This is a genomic window from Natronorubrum halobium (genome assembly GCF_051351675.1).
Taxonomy (GTDB): Archaea; Halobacteriota; Halobacteria; order Halobacteriales; family Natrialbaceae; genus Natronorubrum.
Genome location: NZ_CP195595.1, coordinates 116017 through 129529, shown reverse-complemented (window position 1 = coordinate 129529; position 13513 = coordinate 116017). Strand labels below are relative to the sequence as shown.

Below are 13513 nucleotides of genomic sequence, written 5' to 3'. Positions count from 1 at the left end.
GATAATCCACGTGACTTATGGGTATTGCGCCCTTGAACAGCTACAATGGCTACTACGGAGACGAAGGTGACCCGGTTGTTCGGTGGTCCGGGCAGCGGAAAGACGACTGCCCTGCTCGACCACGTCGAAGAAATCCTCGAACAGGATGACGTGACGTTCCGGGATATCCTCGTCGTCTCGTACACACGAGCTGCTGCACAGGAGGTTCGCGAACGACTGGCCGAACGACTCGACGAGAGTCCGCGCGCACTGCAGGGCAACGTCTGTACGATGCACGCGAAGGCCTACGAACTGCTGGACCTCTCTCGAAGCGACGTCATCGGCGAATCCGACAAGGAGGAGTTCTGCGAGGATTTCGGGATCGAGTACGAAGACGAGTACAGCGGTGCCGGTCGGCGGACGGCCCGGTCGACCACCATCGGGAACAAGATCATCGCGACGAGCCAGTGGCTCCAGCGGACCAGCCGTGACGTCTCCGACTGGTACGACGTCCCCTTCCAGTGGAACGAAGAGGAGGTTCGGCTCCCGCCCGAAATCGATCCGAACGCCCAGGAGGGCAACAAGTACACGCCGACGTGGCCCTCCGACGACGACCGCATCGACGTCCCCGAAGCGATCCGCGCCTGGCGCGCGTACAAGGGCGAGAACGGAAAGATCGGCTTCGCGGATATGCTCGAGCGCGTCAAACAGCGCTCCCTGCTCCCGAGCGTCGACTACCTCGTGATCGACGAGTTTCAGGACATCACCACCCTCCAGTACGACGTCTACGAGGAGTGGAAACCCCACATGAAGCAGGTCCTGATCGCCGGCGACGACGACCAGGTCGTCTACTCCTGGCAGGGCGCCGATCCCGCGCTCTTACTCGACGAGGAGGTCGACGACGACGTTATTCTGCCGAACTCCTATCGTCTCCCCTCGAACGTGCTCAACGCGGTCAACAAGGAGATCCGTCACATCGAGAAGCGCCAGGACAAGGACCTCAAGCCCCGCAAGGAGGGCGGCGCCGTCGAGGCCCGCCGCAACGCCTCCATGCTCGACGTCGTCCGCATGGTCCGGCGATCCCTCGTCGAGGAGGGGACCGTCATGGTACTCTTCCGAGCGCGCTACCAGATGTTCCAGTTCATCGACGAGTTCATCACCGAGGGCGTGCCGTTCACGTCGCTGACCGACCAGCGGATGTGGACCGACCGACTCACCCAGTACGTCCGCGCCGTCGAAGCGATCGACAACGGTGACGACGTTACCGGACTGCAGGCTCGACGCCTCGCCGACATGCTCCAGGAGTCGGCTTTCGGCACCAACGAGCGCGACGCGCTCTTCGACGAGATCGACGAGCGACAGGAGGAAACCGGCATCGAGGATCTCGAGGACCTCATGATCCCCGCCGACGTCGTCGAGGACCACGTCCCGTTCATGCCCGGCCCCGCGTCGGCCTCGGACATGCTTCGGAAGGTCACCAACTTCCAGAAGAAGAGCGTCCGATCCTACTTCGCGATCGGCGAGTACGAAAAGATGGAGACCGACCGCGTCCGCGTCGGGACTATCCACTCCGCGAAGGGTCGCGAGGCCGATCACGTCATCGTCGGCACCGACCTCACCGAGAAGGTCGTCGAGCAGATGGTCGCGACCGTCGACGACCCCAAAGCGATCTCCGGCTGCGAGGAGTTCACCAAGACGACCTCTCCAGTTCCCGTCCTCACCGACAACGAACGCCGCGTCTTCTACGTCGGGATGTCCCGGGCCCGCGAACGACTCGTCCTGCTCGAGAACCTCGTCGACGGCGCGCCGACGCTCCCCATCGACGTCTTGCTCCACAACGAACTCCTCGAGACGCCACTCGAGGACCTGATCGAGGCGGCCCAGCAGCCGGCGGACGCCGACAGCGAGGAGATCGAAGCCGAAGCGCCGTGACTGACGCCGAGTCACCCGCCAACGGCTCCGGCGTCGGCGCCGTCAGATCGCACCTCGAGTCGACCATCAGCGGGACGCTCGAAAGCCGCAACGCGGGGGCGTTCGTCCACGCCGGAAGCCGGCACGATCCGACCGTTCGGTACTGTCGGGTAGCACTCGGACGGCGTTGGCCGCGCGAACGGGGCCGGGAGGTCGTCGCCGTCGCGTTCGACGGTGACGAGTGGCTGACGGCCTCGAGCGACGATGCATCGGGTCACCCCGCCGAAACGCTCGCCGTTCGACTGGCCGAGCGAAGCGGGTCGAACACGATTCTCACGCCCGCAGCAGTGCCACACGACGCCGCGCTCTACCTCGAGCGGGCCGGTCTCGACCTCGCATCGACGGACGTCGTCGCACGCGCTCGAGCGACGAAGACGACCGCCGAGCGCGATCGGATCGCGGACGCACAGGCCGCTGCGAGCGCCGGCATCCGGCGGGCGGCGTCGCTACTCGCGGACGCGGCGATCGACGACGGACGACTCGCGGCCGACGGCGACCCGATAACGCCGAATCGACTCCGAACGACCATCGACGAGGCCATCGTCTCGGCGGGTGCGTTCCCCGCGGGCACCACCGTCGTCAACCCCGATCCCGAGCACGCGCCCTCGACTCTCGACGGCGAGGGAACGGCCAACGACGGCGACACCAGCGAGGTGCCGCTGCGACCCGGCGAACCGATCGTCCTCGAGACGGCACCGCGCGGCCCCGACGGCTACCACGCCGGGCTCGTCCGCACGCTTGTCGTCGACAGCGACGGCGGCAGAGAGCGCCGGGCCCACGTCGGCGCGACGCAGTCGTTTCGGTCCGCGGCGGCGATGTTGACCGCCGACGCCGAGTCGGTTACCTCGGTCGAAGCCGACCTCGAGGCCGAAGTCCGCGCGTTCGGCTTCGGCGAGGGAGACGACGTCCGGACGCGGGCGTTCGGCGTCGGTCTGGAGCCGTGCGAACGACCGTTCGAGGGCGGCGATCGGATCGACCCCGGGAGCGTCGTGCGACTCGAGTCGGCCGTTCACGTCGACGACGGGTCGTGGCTTCGGATCGCCGACCTGCTCGTCAGCAGCGAGGACGGCGAGCGGGCGGCGTATCTCGAGGCTCCATCGCGGTCGCTCGAGCCGTCGGCGTTGCTCGAGTGAGCGGCCGAAGATGGCGTTGGGACGAGTGGGTCAGCGTTCCACGTCGGAGTCGTCCGGGCGCTCGCGCTCGTCTGTCCCGGTTGCGGTTCGACCCTGTCGGCCGAATGTCGGCGTCCACGGCGATTTCAGCTACGACGCCGGCGATTTTGAGGACTGCGAGTGCTCGCTCTGACATCGCCATCGAATCCTCCGTGTTCAATCGTTCTGCCGGAGAAGCATACCGCTCCGCTCGCCGGCCCGCAACGGGCTATCGTCGTAAGCACCGACCGTGCTATCGGCATTCTCGTCCGATCTGGCGTTCGTGGCTCGGCACCGATCCAGCGATGGGGGTGGCGACACGTCCGAGAACGACAGCGGCACGTTCGGAAGTGTCGGTTTGCACCGTGGCCATTCGCGGGACGACCAGACGCTCCGCAGTCGATCAGGCCGTCGACCCTTCCTCGGTGGCCTCTTCTCGAACGACGACCGTCGAGATCCGCGCGCCGTCGACAGCCGCGACGTCCATCACGTAGCCGTCCACCGAGATCCGATCGCCGACGACGGGCGCCCGTCCCAGATGATCGAGGACCAGCCCGCCGATCGTGCCGAACTCGTCGACCTGGAACGCCGTCTCGAGCGTCTCGTTGACGTCGTCGAGCGGGACGCTGCCGTCGACGATGTACGCCCCGTCGTCGCGTCGGTCGATCGACGGCTCTCGCTCGTCGGCGTCGAACTCGTCGCGGATGTCGCCGACGACCTCCTCGACGATGTCTTCGACCGTCGCGATCCCCTCGAACGTCCCCCACTCGTCGATCACGGCCGCCATCTGACACTCTTTCTCCTGGAACTCGGCAAGGATATCGTTGATTCGGCTCGTCTCCGGAACGATGGGGACGTCGCGGGCGAGATCGCCGACCGTGACGTCGTCTTCGTCGCCGTCCGACTCGATCGCTCTGAGCACGTCTTTGACGTCGACGAACCCCACGACGCGGTCGGCGTCATCCGCGTCTACGACCGGATAGCGGGTGTGGCCCGCCTCGAGGATCAGCGCCCGCAGGTCGGCGAGGGAGCGGTCCGCGGCCACACTCACGACGTCCGGCCGCGGGACCATGACGTTACGGACGGGCGTATCGTCGAGTTCGAAGACGCGCTCGACCATCTCGACTTCATCCGCGTCGACGTGGCCCGCCCTGCCGGCGCGCGAGAGCACCATCAGGATCTCTTCCTCCTCGAGCGTCTCCTCCGTCTCGGACGCCGGCGGGACGCCGACCAGTTTCGTGAAGAAGTTGGCCGTCCCGTTGAAGACGATGATTCCGGGGAGGAACAGGTAGTAGAAGGCCTTCATCGGCGGGGAGACGAGGAGCGCGATCCGCTCGGCTTTGGCGATGGCGATCGTCTTCGGCGCGAGTTCCCCGAAGACGACGTGAAGGAACGTGATGAAGCCGAAGCCGACGGCGAAGGCGATGACGTGGATCAGCCCGGCCGGAACGACCGGCTCGAGAACCGGCTCGATGAGGGCTGCAACCGCCGGTTCACCGATCCATCCCAGTCCAAGCGAAGCGATCGTGATCCCCAGTTGCGTGACCGCGAGGTAGTCGTCCAGATTCCCGACCGCGTCCTGTAGCTGGCCGGCGCCCGGTCGTCCGCCCTCGACGAGGGATTCGACGGCCGTTGATCGGACCCGCACGTAGGCGAACTCCGCGGCGACGAAGAATCCGTTCAGGACGACCAGTATCAACGCGGCCAACAGTCGGGAGACGGAAACCAGGACGTCTACCATCGGTCGTCCCCCGAAGTGGCCGAATCGAACGACCGGACGTGGCGGTCGAACGACCGGGCGAGACGGCCGAACGGCCGGTCGTGACGGCGAACGGATCGGCCGTCGAATCGATCACTCGAGCGACGCTGGTCGGTTCCGAGAGCCGGAACGGCGGACCCGATAGTCGCTCTGTGGCCACTTCCCTCGAGGAGCGAATCGACGCGCAGACCGTGTCCGTGCGGCGAACGACCGGAGAACATGGTCGCGAGTATGGTGCGAACTGACTAAACGGTGCGGCCTCCAGCCGGGTCACGAATAGGTGCCCTAGCGACCGCCCCGCGCCGAAGCGTACCGTACGGGCGGCGCCCTGCCAGGTCTCGATCGCCGCGATAGTCGCGCCGAAGCCGCATCGGAGGCGGGGTTGCAGCTTTCAGGACGTCTCCGTCTCGTCGGAGTCGTCTTCCGTCACCGATCCGGCGATCCGCTTGGCGACGAGCCCGGGAACGTCGGACGGCAGCGTCACGCGGTGCTGGACGATCACGAGCGTGACGGCGAGCACGAGCAGAATTCCCCCGGTCGTCGTCTCCCCGCGAACGAGCAGGAACTCGAGTCCGGCGAGCGCGGCGGGAATCGCGAGGACGAGCGTTCCCGCGAGTTTGATCGTGTCGAGGATACCGGTCATTGCGCGGTACTAGCGCGGGTACGGTCAAAAGGACGGCGACTGAACTCGTCGGTCGACGTTCGAACCCACACCGTCTCAGAACTGGAACGCATGCCGGGTTCAGAACGCCTTTATCCGTCGGCTGGTACGTCAAGGTATGTTCACGGGAATCGTCGAGGAGACCGGCGAGATCGTCGCACGCGAGCGCACCGAAGACGGCCTTCGGCTTCGGATCGGCGCCGACGAGGTCGCGACGGGACTCGAACACGGCCAGAGTATCAGCGTCAGCGGCGTCTGCCTCACCGTCGAACGCTTCGAGGAGCGGGCGTGGTTCGAGGTCTTTCTCGCGACCGAGACGGTCGAACGGACCTATCTGGGCGACCTCGGCGACGGCAACGCGGTCAATCTCGAGCGCGCGATGCCGGCCGACGGCCGGTTCGACGGTCACGTCGTACAGGGTCACGTCGACGCGGTTGCGGCGGTTTCGAACGTCGAGTCCCTCGAAGAGGACTGGTTCTTCGAGTTCGAACTCCCGGAGGGGTACGGCCGCTACGTCGTCGAGAAGGGGTCGATCACGCTCGACGGGATCAGTCTGACCGTCGCGGATCTGGATACGGAGACCGATCGCGTCACGGTGGCGATCATCCCGACGACCTACGACCTCACGACGCTCTCTGAGAAGGACGTCGGCGATCAGGTCCACCTCGAGGTGGACGTGCTCGCGAAGTATGTCGAACGGCTGCTCGAGGCGCGCTTCGACTAGGCTGAAAATCGGTGCTACGCGCCCGGAACGCCGAACGCACTGACGCCGAGGCCGAAGACGCTGTTGAGTACGAACAGGATCACGAGAGCGGAGATCCAGGCCGCGAGCCCGATGAGGGCGGCGTCGATCCAGCCGCCGGGATACCGCCAGTTGATGACCCAGATCCAGGCGAGCAACGCGAACAGCGGCCCGAACAGCGGAATCCAGACCGTCAGCGCCCACGCGATCGCGCCGACGAGTGCCGTCACGACCGCGTAGGAGTAGTCGTCGACGTCAGCGATAATCGATGCCCCGGCGTAGATAGCTAGCCCACCGACGAGCAGTGCGACGACGAACGCGACGAACGATCCAATAATGGCGACCATCATGAAACCGTACTATTCGTACTGGGATATATACTGCGCAACGGTCCACCGAAAGCAGAGATCTCGTGCAGTACTCCAAACACGACCGACCGTCGCCGTTCTACCGCTCCGTCTGGTTGCGATCCGTATCGAGCGCCCCTCGACAGGCTTCGAGTAGCTCGGCCTGTTGCTCGAGCAGCTCCGCGACCTGCTCGCTTCCCCGTTCGACCTCGTCGCCGAACTGCCGTTGCATCTCCTGGAGCAGTTCGAGGTGATCCCCGAGCTGCTGGGAGAGGTCCGGGTCCGTCAGCTGCGTCTGGGCGTCCTCGAGTTCGTCGATGGCGTCGTCCAGCGACTGCTGCTCGTGCTCGTGGGAGTCGCCGCTTCCCGCACCCGTCATCGCGGTGACGGCGTCGAAGTACCGCTGCGTCGCCGCCTGCGCGGCCTCGAGACTCCGGCGCTGGACGATCAGTGGCGTTTCGACGGCCGATCGAGCCCCGGCCTCCTGTGCGGCGAGGCCCTGTTTTGCCAGTTCCTGTCCGGTCGTCATCGCAGCCCGCTGTGCGGCGAACATGGCCGATAGCGGGGTTCCGGATCGTGACTGGTCCCGTTCGCGATTCTCGAGGTCGGGTTCTGCCGTCGTTTCGTCCGATTCTGCAGTCGTCCCTTCGGCGCCGTCCAACCGTTCTCGCGCAACGAGTTCCTCCGCCGTCTCTGGCTCCGTTTCGCCGTCGGTCTCCCGACCGGCCAGCGCGTCGGGATCGATCTCGGACGCCGTCTCTCGATCCGAGCCCACGGCCGATTCGATATCGACACTCGGAACGACGTCGCTGGCCGACTCCTGGCTCACGTCGGGAGGTGCCTCCTCGTCGACGGAGGTTTCTCCGGACTCGGCGCCGTCCTCCGAATCCGCGGCGTCCAGTTCGGTCTCCGGACGGGGATCCGCCTCGCTCGAGGAGTCCGCGTCGACGTCGGGATCGAGGTCCGTCTCCGGCCGGATGTCCGCTTCCGAGCCCGTCTCCGCGTCGGCCTCACCGGAGCCAGCCTCCGACGCCGATTCGAGGTCGACGCCGGGCTCGATTTCGTCGGTCAGGTCCATCTCGTCGGTCACGCTCGTCTCGCCGTCGGGCACCTCGTCAGTCTCGTCCGGCTCCACGGCCGACTCGAGGTCGACGCCGGTATCTACCTCGTCGGCGACGTCGTCGTTTTCGGACGACTGCTCTAGCTGGTCTTCGCTCAGCTCGTCGAACTCGTCGCCGTCCGCGATCGACTCGAGGTCGACGCCGGTATCTACCTCGTCGGCGACGTCGTCGTTTTCGGACGACTGCTCCAGCTGGTCTTCGCTCAGCTCGTCGAACTCGTCGCCGTCCGCGATCGACTCGAGGTCGACACCGGGATCCAGTTCGTCGGCCGGATCCGTCTCACGGGTTTCGAAGTCGGCGGTCGTCTCGTCGTCCGTGTGGTCGGCGTCCTCCTCCGCGGTCGAACTGGTGTCGGTGGTGGAATCAGGCTCCGGCTCGTCGGCCGGCTCCATATCCTCGAGCAGTTCCTTCTCGTCGATCGGCTCCGGCGTTTCGCCAGCCGGCGCGTCTTGGACGCCGGCCCGATCCATCTCGCCGGGTGAGTCGCCCGACCGGGTACCGCTCATCGCGTCGGGTGAAGCCTGCGTCTCTGACTCGTCTCCGCCGTTCGACGTCTCTGCCTCGTTCCGTCCGGCCGTATCGTCGAACGTGTCGCTCGTATCGTGCTCACCGCCCTCACTCGACGTTTCGGTCGCAGGGATCTCGTCGGAATTCTCGAGATCGTCCATCGAATCGTCGAGTTCCGGGTCGACGGGTTCGTCCGGCTCTGTATCCTCGCGATCGTCTACTGGATCGCCTAATTCCGGGTCGACGGGTTCGTCTACTGAATCGTCCAGTTCCGACTCGTCGTCCGTCTCCATCGCCTCGGTCCGTGCCGTCGACTCGGTCGAGTGCTGCTCGTCGAGTGCGGGCTGATCCATCTCCTCGATCGGGACGGTCTCGTCGGGTTCGTCGACTCGTTCGCCTGCGTTCCGGTTCGTCGGGTCACCCGTCCCGCCGACGGCTTCCCGTTCCGCAGTCTCGCCGACGTCGTCGGCGTTTTCGGTTCCGGGGTCGCGTTCGGCGGCGTTTTCGGTTCCGGGATCGCGTTCGGCGGCGTTTTCGGTTCCGGGATCACGCTCCGGTTCGGACGCGGATTCCGTCGAGCCCTCGACGATGACGTCCGTCGACGGCTCGTCGCCCCCGACCGGCTCGTCCATCGACGACTCCTCGGCTCCGGCAGCGTCATCTGTCGAGGGGTCGCCGAGGTCCTCCATCGACTCCGACTCGAGGCGGACCGCCTCGCTCGAAATCTCGTCGATCGACTCCTCGTTGACCTCGAGCGTCTCGTGGGTCTCGCTCCAGCCGAGTGCGGCTCTGATCGAGTCGACGAGACCGGCACGAGGCTCGACGCGGGCGGTATCGTCGTTGATCTCCGTCACGGTCCCGATCACCTCGCCGTTGGCGTTCTCGACGGTCTTCTCGATATCGTCGTCTGTAAAGGTCGCGCTCATGGTAGAGACTGCGCCACTGCGACGCAAGCCGGTGGTGCCTGCACCAGCGGGGCCCGTGCGAGGAGTATTGGAATACCCGTATACAGCCGTTCTACGGGCCGTCAGCGCTGTGGCGGCTCGAACTCGGTCAGCTCCGACTCCGGGGGGTCGCCGGTGTCGTCCCTGACGTTGCGGTAGGTGCGGCGATATCGGGCGATCTTCCGGTAGAGGTAGTAGCCGATGGCGAGGTCGTACAGGATCACGTAGGAGACGAACGCGATTCCGAAGGGGATGGGATAGAAGCTAGCGACGAGGGCAGGCACGATTCCGACCGTGACGTTGTACGTTCCGTGGACGAACGCGGCGATCAGGAGCCCCTTCGCCACGAGGGGGCCGGCGTGCCGGGGGTTGAATTTCGCCAGCCCGAGGTAGTAGCCCGCGATCGCGGAGTAGATGACGTGGCCGGGGCCGACGAGCGCCCGGACGGTCGTGATCCCGCTCGCGGCGGTGATCGTCCCGACGTCGGCCGCCGCGACCTCGCCGGAGATGTAGATGGCGTTCTCGATCGCGGCGAATCCGAGGCCCGCGATCGCGCCGTAGACCGCGCCGTCGATGACCGCGTTGAACGAGTCGCTGCGGTAGGCGAAGACGCGAACCGCGAGGAGCTTCACCCCCTCCTCGACGGGACCGACGATCAGGTAGAAAAAGAGAACCGTGCCGATCAGGGGAACCGACTGCAGTGCCGGTCCGACCGCGGAGTTCACGACGGCCGCGAACGTCGCGAAGAGCACGGCGAGGATGAAGGTCGCGACCAGCAGCCCCAGCGGCTCGTTCGTCGTGATGTCCGTGTACCAGATGAATCCCGCGAGCAACGCTGCCGGAATCACCGAGAGCCCGAAGAAGAGCGCGATCGACGGCTCGTCGAGGACGAGTATCGCCGGCTGGACGAGCAAGAGCAGGGTGATCGCGAGCGCGACGGCGAGCACGATCGTCTGTAGCCCGTAGCTGACCGCGTTGTAGATCACGTACGCAATACGGTCGAGTATCGATCGCGGTTCCCACGTCGAGATCTCCTGGAGGTCCCGTGACTGCTCGTCGGCCCGTTCGACCGGGTCGCGTCGCTGATCCATGCTCGTCGCTACGACGTCCGCTCCGGTAAGCGTTCGGCGGGGAGACGCACCTAGTATGATATTCACTGTCAAGATCCATATAAGGATCGTGCTTATCAGTGTCCGATTGCGATACTCGACCGACAATCATGTACAACTCGAGCCGAGGAATCCTCTACACCGCGCCACCGGCACCGGACGACACGAAAGAGAATCGAGCCGAGGCCGACGCGACAGCCCCGGATGCCAGTACGGACGCCGAAGACGCCGCGCTGTCCGCCGAGAGCACCGAGAGTCTCGCGGCCGACGACTGATACGGTCTGCTGTAACGATTTACCGGAGCAACCGCGAGCCGGCCTGCGGTTGCTCCGGAAATGACTTCCAACAGACCGTATGACGCGAGCGTCGAACTCGAGCGGAGCGCTTCTGCCGACCGGAGCCGAACACGCCTGTCGAGCCGACGCGCCGACGCGGACTCGGAATCCACAAAGGCCCGCCCGTCCAACCGACGGCTATGCACTTCGATCAGCGAACGCAGCAGGCGCTTCGGGACGTCGGCCTCGAGACCGACGACCTCCGGGCCGCCTCCGAGGCGATCGTCGAGGCCGTCGAAACCGATGCGGCGACGCTCGAGGAGTTCTTCGACGCCCACGACACCGTCTACTCGGACATGGACATGGCACACTCGGCGTCGGACTACCCCGAGCACGCGGTCGACTATCTCGATATCACGACGCACGCGAACGAGATGCGCGGCTGGCTCCGGTTCGACACGTGGGGCGTCTACGTCGAGGACGGCCGAGTGCTGCCGGACGAAACGGTCGAACTGCGCCTCGGGCCGACGATCGACGCTCGAGTGCGGTTCGCACCCGACCGCGAGACGCTGGAGTGATCCCCGTGCTGAGAGGCGATATCCCCGACGGCCGGCACGCGCGGCGAGGCGGATCCGCGGAGGCGAAACGAGGGCACGGGGAGGCGAATCGATGACGACCGCTCGAGTGCGCGGCATCTACACCACGGCGATCACGCGACTGCTCGGCGAGAACGGGTTCGAGGTCGTACAGGCCTCCGAGCCGATTCGGGAGCGCTTCGACGACTCGTTCGACACTGCGCCGGCGAACGTGAGAATCGAGACGACCCGCGACAGACAGGGCGTCGAAGTGTCGGGCGAGTCCGACGCCGTCGATGCGGTCGCGAGCGATCTCGAGGCTCTCGCGGTCGACGCGTTCCGCTGGGAGGGAGCCGTCTCGCGCGGTGCGGTCTTCGATTGCGAGGTGCTCGACGCCGGGGGCGGGGGCGGCGCGACGGTCGACCTCGGAACCGGTCGGCGCGGCTACCTCCACTACGACGACGTCGACGGCTACGTCGATGCGGGAAACCGCTATCGCGTGCAGGTTCGCGAGCCCACGCCGCCGTGGAGCGACGACGATCCGCGGATCGTACCGACGCTCGAGGTGCAGGGCGGACTCTGTACGCTCTCGCGGGATCGGACCGGCGTTTCTGCGGCACTCCGGGGTGAGCGGGCCGACGAACTCGTCGGGATGACCGACCTGCTCTCGGTCGACGTGCCCGACGGCTGGGGGCTGCGCTGGCAGCACGCGGCCGCCGACGCCGACCTCGAGGCGATGAAAACCGCACTCGAGCAGGCAGTCGACCGCGTGCAGGCGCTCGAGGACGCGCTCGCTGACGCGCCCGAGGAGCCGGGCGAACCCGGGGAACTCGCTGCACCGCGGACGACGGCGTGGTGCTGGTTCGGACGCGAGTCGCGGTTCGCGCTGGACGCGGTCCGTCGCGAGGTCGAGACGACGATGCCCGGTCACCACCGGACCAAAGCCGCCGACCGGGCCGCGAGCGCGGCGGTCGACTTCGCGGAGGCCGTCTGTGGCTCCACCGGTGGGGAGACGGATCTCGCTGCCGGCGAGTTCCCCTTCGCCGCCGTCGCCGAACAGTTCGGACCGACGTCGGGCGACCGGCTCGAGATCGGTCACGGGAAGCCCGACGGCAGACTCATCTCGCTGGGTCGCGGCGAGGTAACCGACTGGAACGGGGACGGCTCGGTGACCGTCGAGCGCTCGATGCGCGGCGGCGGGACGTACGACGCCCTCGGTGTCCCCAAGGCGGACGGCGACGTCGCCGTCACGAAGTTTCGGGAAGGCCGGTGGTGGTATCCGACGACGTACAGAGACGAGCAGGGCTCCGCGAAGGGGACCTACGTCAACGTCTGTACGCCGGTCGAACTCTTCCCCGACGCGGCGCGGTACGTCGACCTCTACATCGACGTTATCCGAACTCCCGACGGGACCGTCGAAATCGTCGATGCGGACGAACTCGAGGCCGCAGTAGCGGACGGCCACGTCTCCGACGAACTGGCCGAGAAGGCGAGGGGCGTCGCCGAAGCCGTCGAGCGTGCGCTCTCGAAGTGAGACGGAATGGAACGTAGAGAAGAGCGGAAGCGTTCAGTCCGAGAGCGTCGCGACGTCGTTGGCCGGAGTGACGTTCGGGAGCAGGTGGACGTAGTCGTCGAGTTCGAGCGCGAACTCCTGAGACGTCGTCGGCTGGACCCAGTGCAGGTCGAACTCGGCCCCGTGTTCCTCGCCGCCGTCGGTCACCGTGTGGGTCCACTGATCGCGGGGCTCGTGAACCGTGGAGTGGAAGAAGTGTCGGACGTAGCGCTTCGGCGGCGACTCGCGGCGCGTCCAGACGTCGGTCGTCAGATGACTCGTCGAACTCAGCGTCCCGAGACCGCTCTCTTCGACGACCTCCCGAAACAGCGCCTCACGCGGCGACTCGCCGGCCTCGAGGGTTCCTTTCGGAATCTGTAATCCGTCGTGACCCGGCCCGTCGAAAACCAGTAGTTCGCCCGTCTGGCGCGTGATGTACGCACACGCTTTCTGGACGTACGTAACGTTATTCATGACGTAGGGATACACATCGACGCCGTATAAAAAGCCACTCCCAAAGGATGTTACATGGAACTAAGGGCCTTATGTCGTTACTGCGATTCGCCCGCGATTCCGTTCAGGTAGCCGACGAGGGTGGCGACCCCGTCGCAAGTCACGCCTCGAAGTGGGTGCCGGTTACCGGCCGGCCACAGAGCGGACACCCGTTCGCTACCGTCGCGTCGCGCATCGGACCCGTCACTGGAATCGATCGCTGGCAGTCCGGACAGGTGAACTCGTACGTTTTTGTGGACATGGTTCGCGCTCCTATTCCACAGTTCGCTCTCAGCAGGGATAGGGTGGTGACCCGGATATAGAGGGA

13 protein-coding genes are annotated in these 13513 nt (G+C 66.0%); 6 read left to right on the top strand and 7 right to left on the bottom strand.

Annotation, left to right across the window (positions count from 1 at the left end):
- Window positions 1–45: 45 nt before the first annotated feature.
- Window positions 46–1911 (top strand): UvrD-helicase domain-containing protein, encoded by a 1866-nt coding sequence (locus ACSFC7_RS00555; RefSeq protein WP_436345782.1) that lies wholly within the window; start codon window positions 46–48, stop codon window positions 1909–1911.
- The gene (locus tag ACSFC7_RS00550) at window positions 1908–3083 is read left to right on the top strand and encodes a M24 family metallopeptidase (RefSeq protein ID WP_436345780.1); all 1176 of its coding nucleotides are present in this window, start codon (window positions 1908–1910) and stop codon (window positions 3081–3083) included. The genes ACSFC7_RS00555 and ACSFC7_RS00550 overlap by 4 nt, the downstream gene beginning before the upstream one ends.
- Before the next feature lie 421 nt (window positions 3084–3504).
- Here the strand turns inward: ACSFC7_RS00550 and ACSFC7_RS00545 are convergent, their stop codons facing one another.
- Both ACSFC7_RS00545 and ACSFC7_RS00540 read right to left on the bottom strand, forming a co-directional pair.
- On the bottom strand, window positions 3505–4842 hold the full coding sequence (locus ACSFC7_RS00545) for a hemolysin family protein (RefSeq protein ID WP_436345778.1): 1338 nt from the start codon (window positions 4840–4842) through the stop codon (window positions 3505–3507).
- 409 nt (window positions 4843–5251) lie between these two features.
- Window positions 5252–5503 (bottom strand): DUF7533 family protein, encoded by a 252-nt coding sequence (locus tag ACSFC7_RS00540; RefSeq protein ID WP_436345777.1) that lies wholly within the window; start codon window positions 5501–5503, stop codon window positions 5252–5254.
- Window positions 5504–5639: 136 nt separating this feature from the next.
- On the opposite strand from ACSFC7_RS00540, the gene ACSFC7_RS00535 reads away from it, so the two are divergent.
- Entirely contained in the window at window positions 5640–6245 is a 606-nt protein-coding gene (locus ACSFC7_RS00535; RefSeq protein ID WP_436345775.1) for a riboflavin synthase, read from the top strand.
- A 14-nt stretch (window positions 6246–6259) separates the two neighbouring features.
- On the opposite strand, the gene ACSFC7_RS00530 is transcribed toward ACSFC7_RS00535, so the two are convergent.
- The 3 genes from ACSFC7_RS00530 to ACSFC7_RS00520 all read right to left on the bottom strand — a co-directional run bounded on the left by ACSFC7_RS00530 (window position 6260) and on the right by ACSFC7_RS00520 (window position 10273).
- On the bottom strand, window positions 6260–6610 hold the full coding sequence (locus tag ACSFC7_RS00530) for a hypothetical protein (protein WP_436345773.1): 351 nt from the start codon (window positions 6608–6610) through the stop codon (window positions 6260–6262).
- 100 nt (window positions 6611–6710) lie between these two features.
- On the bottom strand, window positions 6711–9164 hold the full coding sequence (locus tag ACSFC7_RS00525) for an AAA family ATPase (protein WP_436345771.1): 2454 nt from the start codon (window positions 9162–9164) through the stop codon (window positions 6711–6713).
- A gap of 101 nt (window positions 9165–9265) precedes the next feature.
- Window positions 9266–10273: a PrsW family intramembrane metalloprotease gene (locus ACSFC7_RS00520; RefSeq protein WP_436345769.1), complete on the bottom strand. Its 1008-nt coding sequence runs from the start codon at window positions 10271–10273 to the stop codon at window positions 9266–9268.
- 128 nt (window positions 10274–10401) lie between these two features.
- On the opposite strand from ACSFC7_RS00520, the gene ACSFC7_RS00515 reads away from it, so the two are divergent.
- The 3 genes from ACSFC7_RS00515 (at window position 10402) to ACSFC7_RS00505 (ending at window position 12675) form a co-directional block, all read left to right on the top strand.
- On the top strand, window positions 10402–10566 hold the full coding sequence (locus ACSFC7_RS00515) for a hypothetical protein (protein ID WP_436345768.1): 165 nt from the start codon (window positions 10402–10404) through the stop codon (window positions 10564–10566).
- 200 nt (window positions 10567–10766) lie between these two features.
- A complete protein-coding gene (locus ACSFC7_RS00510; protein ID WP_436345767.1) occupies window positions 10767–11144 on the top strand; it encodes a DUF7532 family protein in 378 nt (125 codons plus the stop codon).
- A gap of 91 nt (window positions 11145–11235) precedes the next feature.
- Window positions 11236–12675 carry a DUF402 domain-containing protein gene (locus ACSFC7_RS00505; RefSeq protein WP_436345765.1) on the top strand — a complete coding sequence of 480 codons (1440 nt, stop codon included), beginning with the start codon at window positions 11236–11238 and terminating at the stop codon, window positions 12673–12675.
- A gap of 33 nt (window positions 12676–12708) precedes the next feature.
- Here ACSFC7_RS00505 and ACSFC7_RS00500 read toward each other — a convergent pair whose 3' ends face one another.
- Both ACSFC7_RS00500 and ACSFC7_RS00495 read right to left on the bottom strand, forming a co-directional pair.
- A complete protein-coding gene (locus ACSFC7_RS00500; protein WP_436345763.1) occupies window positions 12709–13167 on the bottom strand; it encodes an NUDIX hydrolase in 459 nt (152 codons plus the stop codon).
- Window positions 13168–13306: 139 nt separating this feature from the next.
- Complete coding sequence (locus ACSFC7_RS00495) at window positions 13307–13447, bottom strand: DUF7560 family zinc ribbon protein (protein ID WP_436345762.1); 141 nt, start codon at window positions 13445–13447, stop codon at window positions 13307–13309.
- Between the last annotated feature and the right edge of the window lie 66 nt (window positions 13448–13513).

What these genes read in the sequence shown, in the direction of transcription:
- ACSFC7_RS00555 (WP_436345782.1), top strand. Translation starts at nt 46, where the DNA reads ATGGCTACTACGGAGACGAAGGTGACCCGGTTGTTCGGTGGTCCGGGC.
- ACSFC7_RS00545 (WP_436345778.1), bottom strand. Translation starts at nt 4,842, where the DNA reads ATGGTAGACGTCCTGGTTTCCGTCTCCCGACTGTTGGCCGCGTTGATA.
- ACSFC7_RS00540 (WP_436345777.1), bottom strand. Translation starts at nt 5,503, where the DNA reads ATGACCGGTATCCTCGACACGATCAAACTCGCGGGAACGCTCGTCCTC.
- ACSFC7_RS00535 (WP_436345775.1), top strand. Translation starts at nt 5,640, where the DNA reads ATGTTCACGGGAATCGTCGAGGAGACCGGCGAGATCGTCGCACGCGAG.
- ACSFC7_RS00530 (WP_436345773.1), bottom strand. Translation starts at nt 6,610, where the DNA reads ATGGTCGCCATTATTGGATCGTTCGTCGCGTTCGTCGTCGCACTGCTC.
- ACSFC7_RS00525 (WP_436345771.1), bottom strand. Translation starts at nt 9,164, where the DNA reads ATGAGCGCGACCTTTACAGACGACGATATCGAGAAGACCGTCGAGAAC.
- ACSFC7_RS00520 (WP_436345769.1), bottom strand. Translation starts at nt 10,273, where the DNA reads ATGGATCAGCGACGCGACCCGGTCGAACGGGCCGACGAGCAGTCACGG.
- ACSFC7_RS00515 (WP_436345768.1), top strand. Translation starts at nt 10,402, where the DNA reads ATGTACAACTCGAGCCGAGGAATCCTCTACACCGCGCCACCGGCACCG.
- ACSFC7_RS00510 (WP_436345767.1), top strand. Translation starts at nt 10,767, where the DNA reads ATGCACTTCGATCAGCGAACGCAGCAGGCGCTTCGGGACGTCGGCCTC.
- ACSFC7_RS00505 (WP_436345765.1), top strand. Translation starts at nt 11,236, where the DNA reads ATGACGACCGCTCGAGTGCGCGGCATCTACACCACGGCGATCACGCGA.
- ACSFC7_RS00500 (WP_436345763.1), bottom strand. Translation starts at nt 13,167, where the DNA reads ATGAATAACGTTACGTACGTCCAGAAAGCGTGTGCGTACATCACGCGC.
- ACSFC7_RS00495 (WP_436345762.1), bottom strand. Translation starts at nt 13,447, where the DNA reads ATGTCCACAAAAACGTACGAGTTCACCTGTCCGGACTGCCAGCGATCG.